At 64.1% G+C, this 22,685-nt stretch carries 28 protein-coding genes; 7 read left to right on the top strand and 21 right to left on the bottom strand.

Features of this window, described 5'->3' with window-relative positions; translation table 11 throughout:
* The 3 genes from LB535_RS26030 to LB535_RS26020 form a co-directional block, all read right to left on the bottom strand.
* The gene (locus tag LB535_RS26030) at positions 1 to 1,329 is read right to left on the bottom strand and encodes an NAD(P)H-dependent oxidoreductase (RefSeq protein ID WP_224530637.1); all 1,329 of its coding nucleotides are present in this window, start codon (positions 1,327 to 1,329) and stop codon (positions 1 to 3) included.
* Between the two features lie 242 nt (positions 1,330 to 1,571).
* Positions 1,572 to 2,030 (bottom strand): YbaK/EbsC family protein, encoded by a 459-nt coding sequence (locus LB535_RS26025; protein ID WP_224634206.1) that lies wholly within the window; start codon positions 2,028 to 2,030, stop codon positions 1,572 to 1,574.
* 189 nt (positions 2,031 to 2,219) lie between these two features.
* The gene (locus tag LB535_RS26020; protein WP_095767666.1) at positions 2,220 to 2,486 is read right to left on the bottom strand and encodes a helix-turn-helix domain-containing protein; all 267 of its coding nucleotides are present in this window, start codon (positions 2,484 to 2,486) and stop codon (positions 2,220 to 2,222) included.
* 298 nt (positions 2,487 to 2,784) lie between these two features.
* Here LB535_RS26020 and LB535_RS26015 point away from each other — a divergent pair, with 298 nt between their 5' ends.
* On the top strand, positions 2,785 to 3,393 hold the full coding sequence (locus LB535_RS26015; protein ID WP_224634205.1) for a hypothetical protein: 609 nt from the start codon (positions 2,785 to 2,787) through the stop codon (positions 3,391 to 3,393).
* Between the two features lie 302 nt (positions 3,394 to 3,695).
* Positions 3,696 to 3,956, top strand: coding sequence for a hypothetical protein (locus tag LB535_RS26010; RefSeq protein WP_095767668.1), 261 nt, complete (start codon positions 3,696 to 3,698; stop codon positions 3,954 to 3,956).
* Between the two features lie 71 nt (positions 3,957 to 4,027).
* Here the strand turns inward: LB535_RS26010 and LB535_RS26005 are convergent, their stop codons facing one another.
* The 7 genes from LB535_RS26005 to LB535_RS25975 form a co-directional block, all read right to left on the bottom strand.
* A complete protein-coding gene (locus LB535_RS26005; RefSeq protein WP_095767669.1) occupies positions 4,028 to 4,330 on the bottom strand; it encodes a YqjD family protein in 303 nt (100 codons plus the stop codon).
* 97 nt (positions 4,331 to 4,427) lie between these two features.
* Positions 4,428 to 4,967, bottom strand: a complete 540-nt coding sequence (locus LB535_RS26000) for a MerR family transcriptional regulator (protein WP_140842716.1) — start codon at positions 4,965 to 4,967, stop codon at positions 4,428 to 4,430.
* Positions 4,968 to 5,098: 131 nt separating this feature from the next.
* Positions 5,099 to 5,422, bottom strand: a complete 324-nt coding sequence (locus LB535_RS25995; protein ID WP_040983242.1) for an integration host factor subunit alpha — start codon at positions 5,420 to 5,422, stop codon at positions 5,099 to 5,101.
* A gap of 104 nt (positions 5,423 to 5,526) precedes the next feature.
* Positions 5,527 to 6,498 (bottom strand): beta-ketoacyl-ACP synthase III, encoded by a 972-nt coding sequence (locus LB535_RS25990; protein ID WP_095767671.1) that lies wholly within the window; start codon positions 6,496 to 6,498, stop codon positions 5,527 to 5,529.
* Positions 6,499 to 6,507: 9 nt separating this feature from the next.
* Positions 6,508 to 7,575: a phosphate acyltransferase PlsX gene (gene plsX, locus LB535_RS25985; RefSeq protein ID WP_224634204.1), complete on the bottom strand. Its 1,068-nt coding sequence runs from the start codon at positions 7,573 to 7,575 to the stop codon at positions 6,508 to 6,510.
* Between the two features lie 129 nt (positions 7,576 to 7,704).
* Complete coding sequence (locus tag LB535_RS25980; protein WP_224608409.1) at positions 7,705 to 8,253, bottom strand: YceD family protein; 549 nt, start codon at positions 8,251 to 8,253, stop codon at positions 7,705 to 7,707.
* A gap of 11 nt (positions 8,254 to 8,264) precedes the next feature.
* Positions 8,265 to 8,807, bottom strand: coding sequence for a ubiquinol-cytochrome C chaperone family protein (locus LB535_RS25975; protein WP_140541296.1), 543 nt, complete (start codon positions 8,805 to 8,807; stop codon positions 8,265 to 8,267).
* 117 nt (positions 8,808 to 8,924) lie between these two features.
* On the opposite strand from LB535_RS25975, the gene LB535_RS25970 reads away from it, so the two are divergent.
* The 4 genes from LB535_RS25970 (at position 8,925) to LB535_RS25960 (ending at position 11,123) form a co-directional block, all read left to right on the top strand.
* Positions 8,925 to 9,449 carry an outer membrane protein assembly factor BamE gene (locus tag LB535_RS25970; protein ID WP_095767674.1) on the top strand — a complete coding sequence of 175 codons (525 nt, stop codon included), beginning with the start codon at positions 8,925 to 8,927 and terminating at the stop codon, positions 9,447 to 9,449.
* A gap of 138 nt (positions 9,450 to 9,587) precedes the next feature.
* Positions 9,588 to 10,133, top strand: a complete 546-nt coding sequence (locus LB535_RS25965) for a dTDP-4-dehydrorhamnose 3,5-epimerase family protein (protein WP_176477025.1) — start codon at positions 9,588 to 9,590, stop codon at positions 10,131 to 10,133.
* A gap of 1 nt (position 10,134) precedes the next feature.
* On the top strand, positions 10,135 to 10,437 hold the full coding sequence (locus LB535_RS28915) for a glycosyltransferase family 2 protein (protein ID WP_318012351.1): 303 nt from the start codon (positions 10,135 to 10,137) through the stop codon (positions 10,435 to 10,437).
* The gene (locus tag LB535_RS25960) at positions 10,434 to 11,123 is read left to right on the top strand and encodes a glycosyltransferase family 2 protein (RefSeq protein ID WP_263490946.1); all 690 of its coding nucleotides are present in this window, start codon (positions 10,434 to 10,436) and stop codon (positions 11,121 to 11,123) included. Before LB535_RS28915 ends, LB535_RS25960 begins: the two co-directional genes overlap by 4 nt.
* 82 nt (positions 11,124 to 11,205) lie before the next feature.
* On the opposite strand, the gene LB535_RS25955 is transcribed toward LB535_RS25960, so the two are convergent.
* The 5 genes from LB535_RS25955 to LB535_RS25935 form a co-directional block, all read right to left on the bottom strand.
* Positions 11,206 to 13,347: a sodium-translocating pyrophosphatase gene (locus LB535_RS25955; protein ID WP_224530671.1), complete on the bottom strand. Its 2,142-nt coding sequence runs from the start codon at positions 13,345 to 13,347 to the stop codon at positions 11,206 to 11,208.
* A 243-nt stretch (positions 13,348 to 13,590) separates the two neighbouring features.
* Complete coding sequence (locus LB535_RS25950) at positions 13,591 to 14,340, bottom strand: ABC transporter permease (protein WP_224634203.1); 750 nt, start codon at positions 14,338 to 14,340, stop codon at positions 13,591 to 13,593.
* Positions 14,337 to 15,275, bottom strand: a complete 939-nt coding sequence (locus tag LB535_RS25945; protein ID WP_224634202.1) for an ABC transporter ATP-binding protein — start codon at positions 15,273 to 15,275, stop codon at positions 14,337 to 14,339. Before LB535_RS25945 ends, LB535_RS25950 begins: the two co-directional genes overlap by 4 nt.
* A complete protein-coding gene (locus LB535_RS25940) occupies positions 15,272 to 16,435 on the bottom strand; it encodes an ABC transporter permease (protein ID WP_224634201.1) in 1,164 nt (387 codons plus the stop codon). Before LB535_RS25940 ends, LB535_RS25945 begins: the two co-directional genes overlap by 4 nt.
* A gap of 215 nt (positions 16,436 to 16,650) precedes the next feature.
* Positions 16,651 to 17,562, bottom strand: a complete 912-nt coding sequence (locus LB535_RS25935; RefSeq protein WP_224627003.1) for an ABC transporter substrate-binding protein — start codon at positions 17,560 to 17,562, stop codon at positions 16,651 to 16,653.
* Positions 17,563 to 17,799: 237 nt separating this feature from the next.
* On the opposite strand from LB535_RS25935, the gene LB535_RS25930 reads away from it, so the two are divergent.
* Positions 17,800 to 18,372, top strand: coding sequence for an NADPH-dependent FMN reductase (locus LB535_RS25930; protein ID WP_095767682.1), 573 nt, complete (start codon positions 17,800 to 17,802; stop codon positions 18,370 to 18,372).
* Positions 18,373 to 18,429: 57 nt separating this feature from the next.
* On the opposite strand, the gene LB535_RS25925 is transcribed toward LB535_RS25930, so the two are convergent.
* From LB535_RS25925 to ribD, 6 genes are all read right to left on the bottom strand, one after another.
* Positions 18,430 to 19,650 (bottom strand): MFS transporter, encoded by a 1,221-nt coding sequence (locus LB535_RS25925; protein WP_224634200.1) that lies wholly within the window; start codon positions 19,648 to 19,650, stop codon positions 18,430 to 18,432.
* Positions 19,647 to 20,141, bottom strand: a complete 495-nt coding sequence (gene nusB, locus LB535_RS25920; protein WP_095767684.1) for a transcription antitermination factor NusB — start codon at positions 20,139 to 20,141, stop codon at positions 19,647 to 19,649. Before nusB ends, LB535_RS25925 begins: the two co-directional genes overlap by 4 nt.
* The gene (gene ribH / locus LB535_RS25915) at positions 20,138 to 20,632 is read right to left on the bottom strand and encodes a 6,7-dimethyl-8-ribityllumazine synthase (RefSeq protein ID WP_095767685.1); all 495 of its coding nucleotides are present in this window, start codon (positions 20,630 to 20,632) and stop codon (positions 20,138 to 20,140) included. The genes nusB and ribH overlap by 4 nt, the downstream gene beginning before the upstream one ends.
* Positions 20,633 to 20,717: 85 nt before the next feature.
* On the bottom strand, positions 20,718 to 20,879 hold the full coding sequence (locus LB535_RS25910) for a hypothetical protein (protein ID WP_224634241.1): 162 nt from the start codon (positions 20,877 to 20,879) through the stop codon (positions 20,718 to 20,720).
* Entirely contained in the window at positions 20,879 to 21,496 is a 618-nt protein-coding gene (locus tag LB535_RS25905) for a riboflavin synthase (protein ID WP_224634199.1), read from the bottom strand. Before LB535_RS25905 ends, LB535_RS25910 begins: the two co-directional genes overlap by 1 nt.
* A 61-nt stretch (positions 21,497 to 21,557) precedes the next feature.
* The gene (ribD, locus tag LB535_RS25900) at positions 21,558 to 22,685 is read right to left on the bottom strand and encodes a bifunctional diaminohydroxyphosphoribosylaminopyrimidine deaminase/5-amino-6-(5-phosphoribosylamino)uracil reductase RibD (RefSeq protein ID WP_224634198.1); all 1,128 of its coding nucleotides are present in this window, start codon (positions 22,683 to 22,685) and stop codon (positions 21,558 to 21,560) included.

Genomic DNA, 22,685 nt, shown 5'->3' with positions numbered 1-22,685 from the left:
TCACGCCTCCACGGCGCCGTAAACGAGCTTGTCCTGGCGGGCACGCAGCTCGGCGATCTTCGAGCCCGGCGCGGGCGCCGCGTTGGCATAGGTGATGAGCTCGCCCTTCTTGATGGGTGCAGTCACGGAGCCGCCCTGCAGAAGGCCGCAGGGAACGGCGCGCGCCGCATGGGCTTCCGGAGCCGTCATGATCCAGGCGCGGTAGCAATATTCGCCGATGGCATCGAGCTTGTCGCCGGGCTTCAGATCCTTCTTGGCAACGGCGCAGACTTCGGCCACGGGCTTGGCCAGCGGAACCATGTCGGCCTTGCCATAAAGCACGACACGGGCGCAGGTAAGCGGCACTTCCAGCGAGGTGAGGTGATAGGGACGGTGGAAGGTGAAATACGGACCCTTGCCCATCTTCAGGTCTTCCATGCGCTCCGAGATGCGCGGATGCGACATGTCGGCGACGACGAAGACGCCGGGCGCCACACCCTTGCCGATTGAATAGTCGACGACGCCGACCTTCGACAGCACGCCGCCGTCCTTCTCGGGCACCAGCACTTTCGATAATTCGCCGAGCGTCGCCGCCGGACCGTGCATGCCGGGCTTGTCGGGAACCAGCCCGGTCGCATTGGCGATCGCCGCCATCTCGACCATGGTCTTCGAACCGTCGACGAATTCGACCAGCATGCGCACGTTCATGTGCCGGCGCTTCGCCTCCTCCTCATAGTCCGGAGGCGTGGCGTCGATGTTGAGCGGATTGTTCTTGCCCTTGCCGGCGGCAACGATCGGGTGGCCCATGGCGGAGACGAACTCGATCAGCTCCATGCATGAAGACGGCTCGTCGCCGGCGCCCAGCGAGTAGGTGACGCCGAGGCGGTCGGCTTCGCTCTTGAGATAGGCGCCTATGGTGACGTCGGCCTCGACATTCATCATCACCAGATGCTTGCCATGCTCCATGGCGCGCAGGCCGATCTCGGCGCCGACGGCCGGAACGCCGGTCGCATCGATGACGACGTCGATGAGGTCGTTGCCGATGACGAGGCTGGAATCGTTGGTGACGGCGATCTTGCCGGCCTCCATGGCCGACGTCATGGCCGATGCGCTCGAAACCTCGCGCGCATGGCCGGTCTCCTGGAAGGCGATATCGACGGCCTTGCCGGCGGCCGGCAGGTTAAGTTCGGAAATGGCGCCGATCTCGATGCCGGACATGTGGGCGACGCGGGTGACGATGTCGGTGCCCATTTCGCCCGAGCCGATCAGGCCGATGCGAATGGGCTTGCCGGACTTGGCGCGCTCCTCGAGGTCACGGGCAAGGCCCGTCAACGAAATATTGGAAGCCATGCCGCTTATTCCTCCCACATCGCATGCTGTTTGATCGCTTGACGGGTATTGAACATCTGTATTTCTGTCAAGACTAATGTCCAAATCTTTGACCGTCTTCGACGCTTTTCGAGTCGGTTGACGCGCGACGGCGAAAGGCGCGGATGCCTATACCAAACCAAATGAGCGGGCCGCGCCGAATGTCGGTCAAAGCCGCGCTACGGCCCGCGACGAACCATGACGGGATATCTAGGCGGCAATTGCTACTGGCAAACGTCGACCCATACGGCGCCGACCAGATCGGCCATGCGCTGCGGTGTGATGCGCACCGCGGCATTGGTGGCGCCGGCTGCGGGAACGACTTCGTCGAAGGCCTTGAGCGACAGATCGCAATAGACGGGTAGCGGCGACGGCAGGCCGAACGGGCAGACGCCGCCAGGCGGGTGGCTGGTGATTGCCAGCACCTCCTCGCCGCCCAGCATGCGCGGCTTGCCGCCCATGCTGTCCTTGAATTTGCGGTTGTCGAGCCTGGCGATGCCGCTGGTCACGACCAGCATGGCCTCGTCGCCCACGCGCAGGCAGATCGTCTTGGCGATCTGCGCCGGCATGACGCCATGGGCTTCGGCGGCAAGCGCGACCGTGGCCGAACTTGCCTCGGTGACGATGACTTCGACATCGGGCGCATGCTCGGCAAAAAAGGCGCGAGCCGATTCCAAACTCATGGCGACCCCTCGTCAGACCTGTCGAACACCGGCTGGCGAATCGCATGGCGGCGCGGTCATTGACAAGAGCCACGGCCGTGCGTTGCGCATCCCGTTTCCCCAAAACCGCAGCGCATAGTTGGGCGACATGCATCAAAAAGCCCGCCAGGCATGCCTTGGCGGGCTTTCACATGGACGCTTGCTTGCGTCCTATTGCTGCGTGGGCCGGTTCTCGGCGGCCGGCACTCTGATCAATTCCTCTTCCGGCACCTGCAGGGCGGAAGCGATGCGCCGAAGCTTGGCGGGGTCGGCATCCTTGCCGTCCTCGATGTCGACGATCTCGCCCACGGCGAGGCCGCAGGTCAAAGAGAGTTCCTCGATCGTGTATCCCCTGGTTTCGCGCGCGGCTTTGAACGGGTTGAGGCCGGACGCGGCAATAATGTCGTTGGAAACAGCGTTTCGTACGGTGTTGGGCATGGCAACTCCTTGAGATGAAACAGGGTCGGATGAAATGTGGTGTTGCCTGAGACGGGCGGGAGAATGCTCGTTAACAAATGATTTGCCAAGAGCACCCATGCGGCGTCACGCGTTCGTGAAGCTGCGTTTCGGCTGATGCCTCGGGCTGCGTACATGTAAGGTCGCGCAGCGCTCAATCAAGTTCTTTTGAAGGTCCGCGGCCGGATCCGCCGGCATTTTCGACGTCTCGATTCGTTAGCTTGCCGTCACCGGCGGCAGACAGGCCGACGCCGGGCGTTTCTCAGAAGGATCGGATGCCATGAATTTGAAATCGTTCGCAATTGTGCTCGGCACAGTCTCAAGCGTCATCGGCGCGACGCAAGCGTGGGCCGCGGATGCCATACGTGTTCGAGGCACTGTCGTCAGCGTTGCCGGATCGACGCTGACGGTCAAGGATCGCGATGGCAAAACCAATGCGATCACGCTCGGCAACGGGTGGAAGATTTCAGGCGTAGCCACGGCCTCGGCAGCCGACATTAAACAGGGCGATTTTCTCGGCATCGCCTCGATATCCAAGGCCGACGGCGGCAGCGGCGCGCTGGAAGTCGTGATCTTTCCGGCTGCTCTGAAGGGTACCGGAGAAGGCGATCGCGACTGGGATCTGCAGCCCAACAGCCGCATGACCAACGGCACCGTCGCCGATGTCACCGAGATCGAAGGCCGCACCGTCACGCTCACCTATGACAACGGCCAGAAGAAGCAGATCGCTATCCCGCAGACGACACCGATCGTGACATTCGCCACCGCCACGCCGGCAGATCTCACGCCGGGCATCGCAGTGTTCGTCAATGCCGAGCATGGCGGCGACGGCAAGCTGGTCGCGAACCGGGTCGTTGTCGGGAATCACGGCATCGCGCCGCCGATGTGAGGAGGCAGCGAGCGGCTCGAACAGCTTTGACCGCTTGAACACTCGGCCTATCTGAGGCGGCGGCATCGCGGAGTGAGCCGCCTCCATTTCGGGTGCCGCGCGCCGGATGCGTGGCGCGCGCCGAGGAGAGCCGCGCCCGGCTTTTCCCAATCCGCCGATATCGCCGGTCAAATGAAAAAATCGCGCGGCATATGAACCTTTCCATTGGCCGCAGCACTAAGCGGTCATGGGCGCCGCAAGGTGCTCCTCACCCCAACGGGACGCCAGGACGGCGATCCCAAACCAATGGAAGGAAATGCTCAATGACCAACTTCAAGCGTATCACCCTGGCCGCGGCTCTTGTCGTCTCGGCTTTCGGCTCGGTCTCGGCTCCGGCCTTTGCTGGCACGCATCCGACCGGCGACGGCGGCGCGGTCTGTAAGGGCCATGGCTCTTGCCTGGTGCTGCAGCTGGATTGCAAAGGCACCTATACCGATGCCACCGACAAGAACGGCACCGTCTACGGCAAGTGCAGCCAGGTCATGAAGGTCGACCCGAAGACGCGGCTCAAGCTTGCGAACTGATCACCTGTAGCGGCACGGAAATGGCGGCCGTCGAGAACGGCCGCCATTTCTGTTTATCTCCCGTCGGTCGATCAGCGCCGGCCGATCAAAAGGCCGGCAAGCAGTCCGACCACAACCAGCCCGACGGCGGCGGCCGTCGCCGGATGATCGCGCGCCGTGCGCTCGATCGCCCTGCCCCTGCGCCTTATTGCCGGAAGCGCCTCGTGGAGGCGATCGGCAAGTTGCGAATAATAGTCGGACGCCGCCTCGCGGCCATCCTCGTAGTAGGCGTCGCCGCGCCTGGCCAGAACCTTCTTCAGGTCGTGCAGTTGTCGCGAAAGTGCCGCGACCTGCTTGTCGATATCAACGTCGGAGAGGGTCGAAAACGATGCCATGCTTGTTGTCCTTCTCTTCGAGAAGGCCTAACGCACGGGCGAAGAGCCCGTTCCGGCCGACCGACCGACCGAGCACCGTCAAGTCGAATATGACCGTTCAACGAACCTGGTCGAGCAGGCGCTTGCATTCCAGCAAGTCGAACAGCGCCTCCTGCAGCAAGGCGCGATTGTCACGCGACAATCTCGACGAGTCGGGTTGAACCGGACCTTCGTCGTCGCTCTTGCCGAGGCCGAAGAAACGGCGGCTGGGCTTCACTTTCGGCTGGCCGACCAGCGCGTCCTCGTCGCCGCGCGGCTGCGCGGCCGCCGTCAGCGGCACCTGCTCGGCCTGGCGGCGCTGGGCGATGGCCTCCACCGCGGCCATGTCGCCATTGCCGATGGCGACCAGGAAATGGTTGCCGTTCTCGCGCAACAGCTTCTGCACGCCTTTGATCGTATAGCCCTGATCGTAGAGCATATGCCGGATGCCCTTGATGAGCTCGACGTCCTGCGGCCGGTAGTAGCGCCGGCCGCCGCCACGCTTCATCGGCTTGATCTGGGTGAAGCGGGTCTCCCAAAAACGCAGCACGTGCTGCGGCAGGTCAAGATCTTCCGCGACTTCGCTGATGGTGCGGAAAGCATCGGGGCTTTTGTCCATGGGCCAATCCTCCACACTGGACCACGATCCTGGCATGGTGCCGAATCGCGCCTTATTTCAGCGATTTATGAAACGATATTCAAGCCCAGCTTCAAAACCGCCAGCGGTTTTCAACCGCATTCGCCAGCAAACTACTTGCCGCCCTTGCCCTTGCTGTTCTGATGCGAACGCAGGATCCGGTTCTTGAGCACGTTCGAGGACTTGAACGTCATCACCCGGCGCGGCAAGATCGGCACTTCCTCGCCCGTCTTGGGATTGCGGCCGATGCGCTCGTTCTTGGAGCGGACATGGAAGGTGGCGAAGGACGACAGCTTGACCGTCTCACCGCGAACGATGGCTTCGCAGATTTCGTCCAGCACAGCCTCGACGAGTTCCGCCGATTCCGTTCGCGACAAACCAACCTTCCGGTAAACGGCTTCAGCAAGGTCGGCACGCGTAAGTGTCTTTCCCCCCATGCGACCGTCCCATCTGCTCGCAAAAACGTAAATCGATACAGGCAAAGGCTGAGCCTAAGTAATTGATCCGGCAAGGTCAAGGACCGAACCGGCGAGTTCGGCACTTACCAGCGGAGCAACACCGCGCCCCAGGTGAAGCCTCCACCCATCGCCTCGAGAAGAACCAGGTCGCCCTTCTTGATGCGACCGTCGGCGACGGCCACCGACAAAGCGAGCGGCACCGAGGCAGCCGAGGTGTTACCGTGTAAATCGACGGTGACCACCACTTTCTGCTCTGCAATCCCGAGCTTCTTGGCGGAAGCGTCAATAATCCGTTTATTGGCCTGATGCGGCACGAACCAGTCGAGGTCCTCGGCCGTTATGCCGGCCTCGCTGAAGGTCGCTTCGATGACGTCGGTGATCATGCCGACGGCATGCTTGAACACTTCACGGCCTTCCATCCTCAGATGGCCGACCGTTCCCGTGGTCGAAGGACCCCCGTCGACGAAGAGCTTGTCCTTGTGCACGCCGTCGGAGCGCAGGCTCGCGGCCAGCACGCCGCGATCGGTTATCGCGCCGGCTCCGTCTTCCGCTTCGAGAACCAGCGCGCCGGCGCCGTCGCCGAACAGCACACAGGTCGAGCGGTCGCTCCAGTCGAGGATGCGCGAGAATGTCTCCGAGCCGATCACCAGGACGCGTTTGGCCAGGCCGCCGCGGATATAGAGATCGGCAGTGGCAACGGCGTAAACGAAGCCAGAGCACACGGCCTGCATGTCGAAGGCAAAGCCGTGATGCATGCCGAGCCGGTTCTGGATTTCGACAGCCGTCGCCGGGAACGTGTTGTTGGGCGTCGAGGTCGCCAGGATGATGAGATCGATATCGGCCGGCGTCATGCCGGCGCTGTCGAGCGCGGCCCGCGCCGCATCCTCTCCAAGTGAGGCAGTCGTCTCGTCGTCGGCGGCGACGTGGCGCTGGCGAATGCCGGTGCGCTGGACGATCCACTCGTCGGAGGTCTCGACCATGCCTTCGAAGTCGGCATTCTTCATGATGCGGCGGGGCAACGCGGCACCGTTGCCGCGCACGACTGATCTGATCAAGGCTCTTTCCTATCCCTCGGCGTCGGCGACGCCGGACTTCCTGTTTGCCTGCGCGGTCGGGTTGCGCGCATGGAACAGATCGAGGTCGGCCTCGATCCGGTCAAGCAGATTGTTGCGTACCATATCGTAGCCGAGCTCGATGGCGGCCGCGAATCCGTCCGAATCGGCGCCGCCATGGCTCTTCACGACGATGCCGTTCAACCCCAGGAAGACGCCACCATTGGAGCGACCGACATCCATCTTCTCGCGCAGCCTGTCGAAGGCGCCCTTGGCGAAGACGTAGCCGATCTTGGCCATGAGCGTGCGGCTCATGGCGGCGCGCAGATAGCCGGCGATCTGCCTTGCGGTGCCCTCGGCGGTCTTGAGCGCGATGTTGCCGGCGAAGCCCTCGGTGACCACCACGTCGACCGTGCCCTTGCCGATATCGTCGCCCTCGACGAAGCCGCGATAATTCATCGAGGCCATGTTGGCCTCGCGCAACATGCGGCCGGCTTCCTTGACCTCTTCCTGGCCCTTGATCTCCTCGACGCCGACATTGAGCAGGCCGACGCTCGGCCGCTCGACGCCAAACACCGAGCGCGCCATGCCGGTACCCAGAATGGCGAAATCGATAAGCTGGTGCGCATCCGCGCCGATGGTGGCGCCGACATCGAGCACCACGCTTTCGCCGCGCGTCGTCGGCCAGAGCGCCGCGATCGCCGGACGGTCGATGGTGGCCATCGTGCGCAGGCAGAATTTCGACATCGCCATCAGCGCGCCGGTGTTGCCGGCCGAGACGCAGGCCTGCGCGCCGCCGTTCTTGACCGCTTCGACGGCCTTCCACATCGACGACTTCCAGCGGCCGTGGCGAAGCGCCTGGCTCGGCTTGTCATCCATGCGCACGGCGATCTCGCAATGGACGAACTCGCATATCTCGGCGAGTTTCGGGAACTTGGCGAGCTCTGGGCGCACCACGTCCTCGCGGCCATAGACGACGAAGCGGATGTCAGGGCGGCGGATGGCGACGGTCATCAGCGCCGGGATGACCACGCTTGGTCCGTGATCGCCGCCCATGGCATCGATGGAAATCCTGATCACGTAGTGCTTTTCTCACGGTTTGCCTGGCTTGCGGCGGACGCCTGCCGAGGTAAGGGGCCTCGCGAAGGTTCGGCGAAAATAACGGTTTTGTGCCTGCGCACAACCAACTTTTCCAAAATCCGGACCACCTCAGGATTTTCCAAGTAGCGAACGCAGCTTTTTCTGGAATTCGCTTTCCTCGGTCTGATCGTCGCCGGCGACGTCGAGCGAGGCTCCCGACTTGCGAGGATAAGGGTCGATGGCCAGACCGAAAAACTGTTCGGCCAGCCCGCCGACGTCGATGGTGTCGCCGGAAAATGTCTCCGGACTGTCCGGCCCGTCGGCGTCAAGGACGATCTCGCCGCCGCCTTCGAAACCTTCGCGCCCAAGCTTCGACTGCTCGGGCAGAAACAGCGCCTCGACGGGCTCGTCGATATGCGCGGCGACCGGATCCAGGGTGACGATGCAGGCTTGCGTGATGTCGGCCGCGACGCGACCGGTGACCTTGACGCCATTGCGCTTCCAGGGGACCACAAGCAGTTCGGCGCGATAGCTCTCGACCGAAAGCAGATCATAGTCGGCGGCAAGCGCCTCGCGCTGGCGCTCATCGGCCTCGACAAGGACAGGCAAGCCCTTTTGCGGCAAGCGCGCGACATTGGCGACGAAGGATACCGGGCTGCGCAGTTCGGCGTCTTTCATGCCGGCCTCCTTCACGCTGCCCCCGCCGCCGGGAACGCGGCGGTGCCGGCGGCGATCGATTCGGTCGGCTGGGCGGCAAGCTTGTGCGAGGCCTCGCAGACATAGTCCGCCAGCAGCGGCGCCTGCGGCCAGGGGCCGGAGTCCGGCCTGACGTTGCGGGCGAGCGCCGCCGCAAGCGCCACCCGATCGTCTTCCTTGAGCGCCTCGTCATAGGCAGCCGTACGGCCGTAAAACATCTTTGCCAGCTTCTTCATGCGTTTGGGCACGCCGACATCGCCAATGCCAAGTTCGCGCAGCGAATGCTCGACATCGAGGAAGAACTCGTCGATCAGCACTTGCGCGACCTCGGCGGCCACGCCTTGCCCGCCATGCAGCCGGTGCTGGACGAGATACATATGCAGCGACAGCATCTCGAAGCGGCCGAGCGGCGTATCCGGCACATTCCAGTCGGAATAAAACACCGTTTGCCGCGCCGCCGCCACGATTTGTGCGTAGAGCGCGTCGGTGATAGCGCGGTTGGCATTGCGTTCGCGGCCAAAAAGGCGCTGGAACATTGAGGGCGGTCTCCCGGGGACCTGTTGTTTGATTTGGCCTTGTTGCATCGGCATGCAAGCTGGTTTACCGGTTTTGCGGCCCAGCGCAAGTTGCGGGGATGTGATGGAGATTTGTTGTTGGGTGCGCTGAAATTCAAGTCGTTCTTTGCGCCCGCCCCAGTGGGCGCGGCTTCGCTGCTGGTAATGGTGTCAGCGCTTTCCGCCTGCAATTCGTCCAAGATGTTCGGAGATCTCCATCCGAGCGAGACGCTGACGAAAGGCTACGTCATCGACCAGCAGGCGATCGATTCGGTGCCGGTCGGATCGAGCCGCGAGCAGGTGCTTCTGGCGCTGGGCACGCCGTCGACGACGGCGACCTTCGACAACGAGGCCTTCTACTACATCTCGCAAACGCGCAAGCGCTACGTCGCCTTCGACAACCCGCGCATCATCGACCAGCACGTGCTGGCGGTCTATTTCGGCGCTGACGGCCGCGTCACCCAGATCGCCAATTACGGCCTCAAGGACGGCAAGGTCTTCGACTTCATCTCGCGGACGACGCCGACCGGCGGCAAGGACCAGAACTTCCTGAGCCAGGTCATCAGTGGCGCCAGCAAGCTGGCGCCCGGCATTCCCGGCGGCGGTAGCGGCGGTACGCCCTGAGTTCGCTCGCCCGGCAACCTGACTGAACGAAAGACTTCGATCGACGGTCTTTCGTCGCCTGCCGGCGACCGTCCGACTGCGCTTGCCTATGCCCGTATAGCCACGTATGACGCTTTGGCGATTTCCGGGGGGCTGGATATGAGCAACAACGATCGTACCGTACCGCAGGGCTGGATGGCCACCGGCACGCCTGACCAACAGACGGTGACGCCGGACTGGCTCGCCGTCGATGCGCCGCCGATCGAGGGCGTCACATTCAAGGAAATCAGACCCGTCGCGACTTCCAACGGCTACCTGACCGAGATCTTTCGCGAGGAATGGGCTCTCGATCAATCGCCGGTCGGGCAAGTGTTTCAGCGCACAATGTATCCGGGCGCAGTGACGGGCTGGCACGCACATGCGGTGACTCTCGACCGCCTGTTCTGCTGCGCCGGCAGCGTGCGGATATCGCTTTTCGACGGACGCAAGGCTTCGCCCAGCTTCGGCACGGTCTGGCACAAGATCGTGGGCGCATCGCGACCGGCAATCGTCACCATTCCGCCCGGCGTCTGGCACGGTGTCGTCGCCCTCGGACCGGAGACAGCGTTGCTGCTCAACCTCGTCGACAAGGCTTACGCCTATGACGCGCCCGACCATTGGCGCCTGCCGCCCGATACGGAACAAATCCCCTACAAGCTGGTGTAGTGTGGAACAGGCCGGTCAAGGCGCGCCAATCGGACCGATCGAACCGCTGGTCTCGATCGTGATGGCGACGCACAATCGTCCGGCGGTGCTGCATCAGGCGCTGAAGAGCCTCATTGGTCAGACCCTGCAGGACTGGGAAGCCATAGTCATCGGTGACGCGTGCCGCCCTGACACCGCGGCCACGGTCGCTGCATTCGAAGACGCCCGCATCTGCTATATCGACCTTCCCGTGAACTTCGGCGAGCAGTCGGGTCCGAACAATATCGGCTTTGCTCGGCCCGCGGCCGCTTCATCGCCATCTTGAACCATGACGACCTGTGGTTTCCCGACCATCTGGCGTCCATGTGCGGCTGGATCGACGCCACCGGTGCCGATGTGCTGATCGCCCGAGGTGCAGTCATCGAGTCGTCCGCGAGCAAAGGCTCCAGGCATATGATCCTCGGGATGGGCCGGGACGGCTTCTACGACCCAGTCACCACTGTCGGATTCGGCTCCGCGCAAATGATCCGGCGCGCGTCGCTGCCAAGGCTTGGGCCATGGCGCCCGGCCAGCCAGTGCGTTTGCGAGAGTTCCCAGGACTGGCTGTTCCGTGCCTGGCGCAAGGGTGCGGTGATTGCAACAATGCCCCATCTGACCGTGCTCATGCTGCATTCGGGCAAGCGCGAAGGCAGCTATGCGCGAGATACGGCGCGGGAGCAGGAAGAACTGATGGACGCGATGGATGCGCCAGACGCGTTGCGGGTCAGGATTCTAGGCAACGCCGAGGAACCCGCCCCCCTCAAGCGCTCCCGCTATCTCAAACGCAGGCTTCTGGCGATGCTTGGCATACATCCGCGGGCGCGGTCCTTCCGTCGCCAATATCGCCGCGGCGCGTTCATTGCCATGTTGCGCCGGACACGCGGCTTGCCGCCGATGCCCGAACGAGAACCAGACGCCAACGCGTTGCTGGCCCGCTATCGCCGTGACGGCGAAAGGCCGGAAGCCGGTTGAGTGCCCCGGAATGCATGATGTCATGCCGAAACACAAAGCCCGCGGGATCACTCCCGCGGGCTTTGTCGTGGAATAGCCGCAATCAGCCGTGCGCGAGCACGGCGAGCAGAAGCAGCGCGACGATGTTGGTGATCTTGATCGCCGGGTTGACGGCCGGGCCGGCGGTGTCCTTGTAGGGATCGCCGACGGTGTCGCCGGTGACCGAGGCCTTGTGCGCTTCCGAACCCTTCAGGTGCTTGACGCCGTCCTTGTCGGTAAAGCCGTCCTCGAACGACTTCTTGGCGTTGTCCCAGGCGCCGCCTCCGGAGGTCATCGAGATGGCGACGAAGAGGCCGTTGACGATGACGCCGAGCAGCGAGGCGCCGAGCGCCGCGAAGGCCGAGGCCTTCGAGCCCGAGATCAGCAGCACGCCGAAATAGACGACGAGCGGCGCCAGCACCGGGAGCAGCGACGGAATGATCATTTCCCGGATCGCCGCCCTGGTCAGGATGTCGACGGCGCGCGCATAGTTCGGCTTCGAGGTGCCGGCCATGATGCCCTTGTCCTCGCGGAACTGCTTGCGCACTTCCTCGACGATCGAGCCGGCGGCGCGACCGACCGCGGTCATCGCGATACCGCCGAACAGATAGGGAATCAGGCCGCCGAAGATGAGGCCGGCGACGACATACGGGTTGGAGAGATCGAACGAGATCTCGCCCATGCCCTGGAAGTAGGGGTACTTATCGCCATTGGCGGCAAAGAACCTGAGATCATTCGAGTAGGCGGCGAACAGCACCAGCGCGCCGAGGCCGGCCGAGCCGATGGCATAGCCCTTGGTCACCGCCTTGGTGGTGTTGCCGACCGCGTCGAGCGCGTCGGTCGAGTGGCGGACTTCCTTGGGCAGGCCGGCCATTTCGGCAATGCCGCCGGCATTGTCGGTGACCGGGCCGAAAGCGTCGAGCGCCACAATCATGCCGGCCAGCCCGAGCATGGTGGTGACGGCGATCGCTGTGCCGAAAAGGCCGCCGAGCTGATAGGTGGCGATGATGCCGCCGACGATGACGATGGCCGGCAGCGCCGTCGATTCCAGCGAGACCGCGAGGCCCTGGATCACGTTGGTGCCGTGGCCGGTCACCGACGCCTGAGCGATCGAGTTCACCGGACGCTTGTTGGTGCCGGTGTAGTATTCCGTGATCACGACAATCAAGCCGGTCACAGCCAAGCCGATCAGGCCGCAGATGAACAGGTTCTTGCCGGTGATGACGATGCCGGCGACCGTGCCGACCTCGCCCCAGCCGAGCGTGGCCGATGTAGCGGCGGCGAGGCCGACGATCGACAGCAGGCCGGTGACGATCAGGCCCTTGTAGAGCGCGCCCATGATCGAGCCGTTGGAACCCAGCTTGACGAAGAAGGTGCCGACGATCGAGGTCAGGATGCAGGCGCCGCAGATGGCCAGCGGATAGAGCATCGCGGCCCCCAGCATCGCGGTACCGCCGAAGAAGATGGCGGCGAGCACCATGGTGGCGACGACGGTCACCGCATAGGTCTCGAACAGATCGGCGGCCATGCCGGCGCAGTCGCCGACATTGTCGCCGACATTGTCGGCGATGGTGGCCGGGTTGCGCGGATCGTCTTCGGGGATACCGGCCTCGACCTTGCCGACGAGATCGCCGCCGACGTCGGCGCCCTTGGTGAAGATGCCGCCGCCGAGACGGGCGAAGATCGAGATCAGCGAGGCGCCGAAGCCGAGGGCGACCAGCGAGTCGATGACGACGCGGTCGTTCGGCTGCAGGCCCATCGGGCCGGTCAGGATGAAATAGTAGATCGAGACGCCAAGCAGCGCCAGGCCCGCGACCAGCATGCCGGTGATGGCGCCCGACTTGAAGGCGATGTCGAGGCCGGCGGCAAGGCTGTTCGAAGCGGCTTGCGCGGTTCGCACATTGGCGCGCACCGAGACATGCATGCCGATGAAACCGGCGGCGCCCGAGAGCACCGCGCCGATCAGGAAGCCGATGGCGGCGGTGATCGAAAGCAGCCACCAGGCAAGCAGGAGAACGACGATGCCGACGATCGCGATGGTCGTGTACTGGCGCGCCAGGTAAGCCTGGGCGCCTTCGCGGATGGCGGCGGAGATTTCCTGCATGCGCTGATTGCCCTGATCGGACGCAAGGACCGAACGTGTCGCCCAGATGGCGTACAGAACTGACAGCAGGCCGCAGGCGATGACGGCGGTAATGATGGTCATTGCCGGATTTTCCTCGATTGATGGCCCAAAAGAACCCCTCCCTGGGCCGTTGGAACGGAGATGGATGCCGCATGCGGAATCCACCCCTTGGCTGGGGTGTATGCGAAACAGGGCTTGGAACGTCAAGATATTGTTCGGTTTTTGCCCGGCTTTCGCCCAAAAGACGATAGTGCCAATAGCTGTGTCGGCGCAGGCTTCGAATTAGATCGATTGAAATGACGCCGGGTATTGCCGACCAACCAGCTACTCCGCCCCCTGCCCCATACGCCGCGCGGCGTAGCGTTCGATCGCCGACAGGCCGTCATAGATCAGCACGGCAAGCGCCGCGACGATCAGACCGCCCTGCAGCACGAAGGCAAGGTTGTTCGAGATCAGGCCGGCGATTATCGCCTCGCCGAGCGTCTTGGCGGCAACCGTCGAGCCGATGGTCGCGGTGGCGAGGCTGATGACCACCGAGAGCCGGATGCCGCCGAGGATCACCGGGGCGCTCAGCGGCAGCTCGACCTTCATCAGCCTTTGCCAGCCAGTCATGCCTGCGCCGCGCGCCGCTTCCATCACGTTGCCGGGCAGGGTGGTGAGCGCCGTCAGCGCATTCTCGAAGATCGGCAGCAGGCCATAGAGGAAGAGCGCGATCAGCGTCGGCTTCTCGCCGAAGCCGACGGCCGGCACAGCAAGCGCCAGCACCGCAACCGGCGGGAAGGTCTGGCCGATATTGACCAGGCTGCGCGACAAGGGCAGGAACTCGGCGCCGGCCGGCCTGGTGACCAGGATGGCTAAAGCCACGGCCACGATCGTCGCCGCCACTGTCGCCATCAGCACGATCCGCAGATGCTGCAATGTCAGCGTCAGCAGGCTGCCCTGGTTGTAGATCGCCGGCGCACCATTCTCGGTCAGCGGTTTCAGCAGCGGCTCGAACCAGTTCGGGCTGGTGATGAAGACCGCCAGCAGCAAGAGAACAGCCAGCCTCAGCATCGCAGGCAGCCGGGCTTTCATTGCGGCCTCGCCGCGCGTTTGACCAGGCCTTCGATGGTGACGCGGCCGAGCAGCTTGCCGTCGGCGCCTTTCACCGGCAGCGCCGGGCGTCCCGACCACAAGAGCTCGGCCAGGGCGTCGCGCTGCGTGGCTTCGCCGGGGATCGCCTCGCCTTCGGCGCCACCCGGCTCCACGGCATCGCGCACAGGCCCCAGCGACAGCAGCCGGAACGGCCTTTCGCTGGCGCCCACCAACGTCTCGACGAAGCCGTTCGCAGGCTTGGCCAGAATCTCCGCCGGTCTTGCGTATTGCACCAGCTTGCCCGCATCCATGACGGCTATTTTGTCGCCCAGATGCACGGCTTCTTCCATGTCGTGGGTGACGAGGATGATGGTGGTGCCGAAGCGCTTCTGGATCGCCAGCAGATCCTCCTGCGCCTTGGTGCGGATGATCGGGTCGAGCGCGCCGAAGGGCTCGTCCATCAAAAGCACGTTCGGCTCGGCGGCCAAAGCGCGTGCAACGCCGACGCGCTGCTGCTGCCCGCCGGAAAGCTCGTGCGGGTAGCGCGGCCCGTAAGCCTGCGGGTCGAGCTGGTAGAGCGTCATCAACTCGTCGACGCGCGCCTTGATGCGGTCTCGGTCCCAACCGAGCAGCAACGGCACGGTGGCGATGTTCTGCGCTACCGTGCGGTGTGGAAACAGGCCATGCCCCTGGATGGCGTAGCCGATGCTGCGGCGCAGCTGATAGCCGGGCAGCGAGCGGTTGTCGGCACCGTCGAGCTTGATGACGCCGGAGGTCGGCTCGACCAGCCGATTGATCATCCGGAGCAGCGTCGTCTTGCCGGACCCCGACGTGCCGACGATGGTTGCGACGGTTCGAGGCTCGATGACCATCGAAACATTGTCGACCACCGTCGTCTCGTCATAGCGCTTGGTAATGCCTTCGATTTCGATCATGCCGTTTCAACCCTGCGCTTGGTGGCGGTCATCTCGATGACCGCGTCGAGGATGATCGCCGCAGCAAAGGCCAGCGCCACGGTCGGCAGCGCGCCGAGCAGCACCAGATCCATCGCCGTCTGGCCGACACCCTGGAAAACAAACACGCCGAAGCCGCCGCCGCCGATCAGCGCGGCGATAGTGGCAAGCCCGATGTTCTGAACAAGCACGATGCGGATGCCGGTCAGGATCACCGGAAAGGCGAGCGGGAACTCGACATCGAAGAGGCGCTGGCGATCGGTCATGCCCATGCCGCGCGCGGCGTCGTTGGCGGCGCGTGGCACGCCGGCGAGTCCCACCACGGTGTTGGCCACCACCGGCAGCAGCGAATAGAGGAACAGCGCGACAAAGGCCGGCGCGGTGCCGATGCCCCTGATGCCGACCGCGGCGGCACCCGGCACGTGCAGGGCGACCCAGCCGAGCGGCGCGATCAGCAGGCCAAAGAGCGCGATCGACGGAATGGTCTGGATGATGTTGAGCACGTTGAGCACCCCTGCCCGCAGCTTCTCGACGCGATGGCACAAGATGCCGAGCGGTATCCCGACCACGACCGCGCCGGCCAGCGAGCCAAGCGCCAGCGTGACGTGCTTGGAAGCTTCGGCCCAGAAACTGTCGGCGCGGCCGGTATATTCCTTGAGGATGGAAAGACTGTCCCAACGTCCCGAAACGAGCAGCGCGGCAATGGCTAAAGCGGCCAGCATGAGCACGCCGATGCGCGCCCAGGGCGACAGGTTCAGCCTGGTCAACACATCGGCGAGAAGCAAGGTGAATGCGAAGATCAGCAGCCAGAAACCGGAGGCCGGCGAGACGCGAGCGAAGGTGTTGCCGGCGGGCGTCAGAAAACCGCCGGCAACACCGATCAGGACCGACAGCGCGACCAGCGCCACGACGCCGGCGATCAGCCTGAGCAAAAGCGGCGTCCTGAGCAGGGCGACGATCGCGGCCCCTGTCACTATCGCCAGCAACAGCAGGCCAAGCATGGACGGCAGCGCTTCCAGGATCGAGCGCGCCTGCCCCGGCACGATACGGTTGGCGCGGAACGTGGCGAACGGGGCGAGGAACGCGGCGTAGGCCACGATCGCGGCAATGACGACGCCGAGCTTGTCGAGGCGGATGGTCATGACGCGCGTTTGCGCGAGGCGCCCCCCTTTGGCCTACTGGCCATCTCCCCCTCTAGGGGGGAGATCAGATGTCGCGAGGGCCTTCGCCAATCACCAAGGCCGGAGAAGGGAGCGAGGCGCAGCAACAGCCAATCTCCCCCCTTGAGGGGGAGATGTCCGGCAGGACAGAGGGGGGCGCCTCGCAACGACTTCTCGCTTTTCAAGGCGGGCTTATCTTACTTCAAAAACCCGTTCTTCTTCAAAAAATCCTCCGCGACCCCCTTCGCTGGCTCGCCGCCCAGTTGAACGCGGCCGTTGAGCCCCTGCAACGTGACGAGATCGAGCTTGGCGAAGACCGGCTTCAGCAGCGTCTCGATCTCGGGATGCTGCTTCAGGACCTCTTCCCGGATGATCGGTGCGGGCTGATAGACAGGCTGCACAGCCTTGTCGTCCTCGAGCACGACGAGGCCGGAAGGCTGGATGCCGCCATCGGTACCATAGACCATGGCGGCGTTGGCGCCGTTGGTCTGGTTGGCAGCGGCTGCGATGGTCGCCGCGGTATCGCCACCGGAGAGGGTGATCAGCTGATCCGGCTTCAGCGTGAAGCCGTATGTCGTCTGGAAGGCCGGGAGCGCCGCCGCCGAATTGACGAACTCAGCGGAGGCCGCCAACACAACCTTGCCGCCGCCCGCGACGTATTTGCCGAAGTCGGTCAAGGTGACGAGCTTGTTCTCGTCGGCCACTTCCTTGCGCAGCGCGATCGCCCAGGTGTTGTTGGCCGGCGACGGCGACAGCCAGACAATCTTGTTGGCGTCATAGTCGAGCTTCTTGGCGGTTTCGTAGCCCTTGGCGGCGTCCTTCCAGACCGGATCGTCTGCCTTCTGGAAGAAGAAGGCGGCATTGCCGGTATATTCGGGATAGATGTCGATCTCGCCAGCGGTGATCGCCTTGCGCACCACGGGCGTCGCGCCGAGTTGGATCCGGTCGGTCGTCTTGATGTTGTTGGCGTTGAGCACGAGCTGGATGATATTGCCCAGCACCCCGCCTTCGGTATCGATCTTCGAGGAGACGACCACCTGAGCGCTGGCCGAGGCAGTGGCAAGGCCGAGCGCGAGGGCCGCTACGGCGAGCTTTCCGATTGAAAACATTGTGAAATCCCTTGCTGTGAGCCGATTGATCGGTGGCTGTATATGAGCACGGCTATGACGGGCAGTCGGGGTACACGGTTTCATAACTTGGGGGACAGGCGCAATAATTTTGTTCGATCCGACAAAAGCACTGTTCCACCCGACATAGCGCGATGCCGACCTAAGGCCGGCTGGCGGCTTACCCTGTTTTGCGAAATATTGGGAAAGGCGGGTCGGCGGCCAAAACAGGAGTGTGTCATGGCCAAGCACAAAGTCGGCTACCTCATCGGCAGCCTCGCCAAGGGCTCCATCAACCGCAAGCTTGCGAAGGCTCTCGTCAAACTGGCGCCGCCGGAACTTGAGATGACGGAAATCCCCTTCAAGGACTTGCCGCTCTACAGCTACGACTATGACGCCGCCTTCCCGCCTGTCGCCCTGGAGTTCAAGAAAGCCATCGCATCCGTCCAGGCGGTGCTTTTCGTCACGCCGGAGTACAACCGATCAATCCCCGGCGGCCTGAAGAATGCAATCGACTGGGCCAGCCGGCCCTACGGCAAGAACTCCTTTGCCCGCAAACCGACTGCCGTCATCGGAACATCGCCGGGCGCGATCGCAACCGCGGTCGCCCAACAGAGCCTGCGCAGCGTGCTCAGCTTCTGCAACGCGCCCCAGATGAACTCGCCCGAAGCCTACATTCAGTTCACCCCGGGGCTGATCACCGACGATGGCGAGGTGACGGTGGCGTCAACAGAGACATTCCTGCGCAACTATATGCAGGAGTTCCACATGTTCATCGCGCGGGTCCTGCAGGTGCTCCCCCCGGATGCCTGACGCCGGTCGTTCAGGCAGGTTGTTCAAGAGGCCGGAAGAGCTGGTCGGGCGCCTTCTTCAAGATTTGGGAGCGCCCACCAACTTCAACGTGCCGAGCGCGGCAAAGCAGAGCGCGACGACCGGGAAGACGATCCAGTTCAGCATGGTCCAGCCCCAGGCGTTGTAGATCGCGCCCGACATCAGCGAAGCGAATGCGACGGAGCCGAACAGGACGAAGTCGTGGAAACCTTGGACCTTGCTCTTCTCGGACGGCCGGTAGCTGGCCGCGACCATTGCGGTGGCGCCGATGAAGCCGAAATTCCAGCCAAGCCCGAGCAGGATCAGCGCCGTCCAGAACTGCCAGAGCGCCAAGCCGGAAAGCGCCACGGCAGCACAGCCGATCAGCAGGACAAGGCCAGTGGCGACGATGCGCTCGGCGCCGAAGCGATGGATCAGCGTACCGGTGAAGAAGCTTGGCCCGAACATGGCCATGACGTGCCACGAAATGCCAAGCGTGGCATTGTCTTCCGACAGGCCGCAGCCGACCATGGCGAGCGGCGCGCCGGTCATGACGAAGCTCATCAGCGCGTAGCTGCCGACGGTGCAGAACAACGCGGCGACGAAACGCGGCTGGGCGACAATTTCAATCAGCGGGCGGGCATCGCTTGCGGCGGTTTCAGTGACGGCGCCCGTCCGGGAGGAAACCCGCAGGAACGACAGGATGAGCGCGCCGACCGCCGCCAAGGGCAAGATCGACACGAAGGATCCTGCGAACATCACCGGAGCCAGCAATTCGCGCGTGTAGATGACGATCTGCGGCCCGAGGACGGCAGTGATGATGCCGCCCGCCAGCACGAAGGAGATGGCGCGCGCCTTGAATTCCGGCGGCGCATTGTCGGCAGCCGCGAAGCGGAATTGCTGGACGAAAGCGCCACCGACGCCAATGACGCAGAGGCCGAAGGCGAACAGCCAGAAACTTGCCTGAAAGAGCGCGAGCGTCGCGACCAGGCCGCCGAGCGCGGTGACGACAGTGCCTGTCATGAAGCCGCCGCGATGGCCGAGCCGGCGGATGATGGCGGCGGCCGGCAAGGCTCCCAGCGCCACGCCGATATTGAAACCGGTGACCGGCGCCGTCGCGAGTGACTTATCTGGACCGAGCAGATATTGCCCGGCCAACGCGCCTAGCGAAATGGCGATCGGCGCGGCCGAACCGACGATCGCCTGCGCTGCGGCAAGCAGCACCGCCGTGCGACGCCCTTCCCTGCCGGTCTCGGCGACCGCGGCCGTTGCGGTTGTCACGAAGCGTCCTTGCCGCGTCCCTCGCCGCGAACCCGGCGCGAAACGCGATCCAGCACGGCGTTGACCAGCTTCGGCTCGTCTTCCTCGTAAAATGCCTTGGCGATGTCGACATATTCGGAGACGATGACGGCCACCGGCACGTCCTCGCGCTTCATCAGTTCGTAGACGCCGGCGCGCAGGATGGCGCGTAGCGTCGAATCCAGCCGCGACAGCGGCCAGTCCTCGGTGAGCGCCTGGCGGATGACGGGATCGATGGTCTTCTGGTTCTCGACGACGCCGGTCAGGATGGCGCGGAACCATTGCGCGTCGGCCTCGCGATAGAGCGCGCCGTCGACCTCCTTGCCGAGGCGGAAGGCTTCGTATTCGGCCGTGATCTCGAAGACGCCGCTGCCGGCCACATCCATCTGATAGAGCGCCTGGACGGCGGCAAGACGAGCGGCACCACGCTTGTTGGCGTGGCGCACCGCACCGGTCGAGGCGGGATCGGTCACGATTGGGCTCCGAATTTCTCTTTGAGCGCGATCATGGTCAGCGCCGCGCGCGCAGCGAAGCCGCCCTTGTCGCCTTCCGTCTTGCGTGCGCGCGCCCATGCCTGCGCGTCGTTCTCGGTGGTCAGAATGCCGTTGCCGATCGCGATCGCCTCCTGCACCGAAAGGTCCATCAGCGCGCGGCTCGATTCATTGGCGACGATGTCGAAATGATAGGTGTCGCCACGGACGACGGTGCCGAGCGCAACAAAACCGTCGTAATGCGTGCCGCCTTCGGCCGCGCCATCGAGCGCGAAGGTGATGACAGCCGGTATTTCGAGCGAGCCGGGAACCGTCACCACGTCATAGGTGGCGCCGGCCTCATCGAGCGCGCCGGTCGCGCCATCGAGCAGGGCGTCGGCGAGATCGTCGTGAAAGCGCGCTTCGACAATGAGCAGATGCGCCTTCGCCTTCGGGCGAATGAACGCTTTGCCGTGTTGGGATGTGCCAGCCATAAAAGTCTCCGGGGGGTTGCCGGTGACTTAGGCCGAAGCCGTGTTGACCGCAAGCGGAAGATGCTGCGGCGCGACGTTCTGTGACCTATTCAGGCTGACGCGTTGCGAGATCCGCGCGATCCACCAGGCTTTTGACCCAAGCCTCGACTTCCTGGTGTTTTATCACTCTGCCGGCATCGACATCCGCCAACGCGTCGAGAGTCATCTGCCAGCGCTCGACGGTCTCTTCAGCTCCTTTGGGATCCATCACAGCCCCTCTTTCGCGGCCTCCGCCAGGCGCGCGGCATAGCGGGCCATAGTGTCGATCTCGATGTTGACGCGGTCGCCGGCCTGGCGCTCGCCCCAGGTGGTGACGCTCAGCGAATGATGGATGAGGAGCACGTCGAAGCGGGTCGCTTCGACCTTGTTGACGGTAAGCGAGGTGCCGTCGAGCGCGACCGACCCTTTGGGCGCGATGAACTTCGCCAGATTGCGCGGCGCTTCGAGGGTGAAGCGCACGGCATCGCCCTCCTCCTTGCGCTCGACGATCTCGGCGGTGCCGTCGACATGGCCGGAAACGATATGGCCGCCGAGCTCATCGCCGATCTTCAGTGCCCGTTCCAGATTGATCCGGGTGCCGGATTTCCAGCTCGACGCGGTGGTCAGCCTCAGCGCTTCCTCCCAGGCCTCGACCTCGAACCAGCGCGCGTTGGAGCCATGCTCGGGCAGCGCCGTGACGGTGAGACAGACGCCGCCGCAGGAAATCGAAGCGCCGATCGCGATCGTTTCTGGATCATAGGCGGTGTCGATGCGCAGGCCGATGCCTTGGGCGAGCGGCTTCACGCTCGCAACCGTACCAACATCAGTCACAATTCCCGTAAACATCAGAGAGCGTCTTTCGTATTGATCGTGATCTTATCCAAAAACCGGTTCCCACTTTTTGGGCTCATGGTCTTACCCACTCGGCGTAACTGTCCTCGCCGAAGCGCATGTCACGCAGCTTGCGAAATCCAGCCGGGATGTGGTCGGCGTCGATGGGCGATGCAATGCCGTCCTCGCCGATCGCCTCCGGCCCCTGGAACAGGACGATGCGGTCGACCAGGTCTTCCTCCAGGAAGGCCTTGGCCACCCTGGCGCCGCCTTCGACCAAAACGCTCGCCATGCCGAGTGCGGCAAGGTCTTCCAGCAATTCCGGCAGAGCGACGAAGCCATCATAGGTTTCGGTGCCGATGAAGCGCACGCCCGCGCGTTCCAGCGCCGCCCGCCGATGCGGATCGGCCTCCAGGCAAGCGGCGACATAGAGCGGCACGCGATCGACGCCGGACACCAGCTTGGACGTCTCCGGCAGCCGGATCTGCCGATCGAGGATGACGCGCGCCGGCGAGCGGTTCTCCAGTCCGGGCAGGCGCACGGTCAGCGCCGGGTCGTCCTCGAGCGCGGTGCCGATGCCGATCAGGATGGCGTCGGCCTCGGCGCGCATCAGATAGACGTCGCGCCGGGCGATCTCGCCGGTGATGGCGACCTGTCCGGCGCCTTTGCGGCCGATCTTGCCGTCGCTAGAAAGCGCAAGCTTCAGAGTCACTTCCGGGCGTTTTTTCAGAGAACGAGTCAGATAGCCGGCCATCTGCTCGGCAGCCTCGGTGGCCAGCACCTTCTCCGCCACCTCGACGCCGGCGGCGCGCAGGATGGCGTAGCCCTTGCCGGAGACGCGCGGATCGGGATCGCTCGCCGCACCGACGACGCGCGCGATGCCGGCATTGACCAGCGCATTGGCGCAGGGTGGCGTGCGGCCGTGATGGGCGCAGGGCTCCAGAGTAACGTAAGCCGTAGCACCGCGCGCAAGCTCGCCGGCCTCGGCCAGCGCTTCTGTCTCGGCATGGGGGCGGCCGCCCACGGCCGTCACCCCGGTGCCGACGATCATCGGGCCGGCGCCATCGTCGCGCACGATGATGGTGCCGACGGAAGGGTTGGTTGAGGTGCGGCCGGCATTGCGGCGCGACAGCCTGATGGCCGCGGCCATGAAACGGCGATCAAGGGCCGCCTGCGCGGCCTCGTCCAGTCGCGGTCCCGCCAT

The sequence above is a fragment of the Mesorhizobium sp. CA10 genome, from assembly GCF_020165285.1.
Classification (GTDB): domain Bacteria; phylum Pseudomonadota; class Alphaproteobacteria; order Rhizobiales; family Rhizobiaceae; genus Mesorhizobium.
The sequence above is the reverse complement of the archived record's forward strand: the minus strand, read 5'-3'. Positions and strand labels throughout refer to the sequence as shown.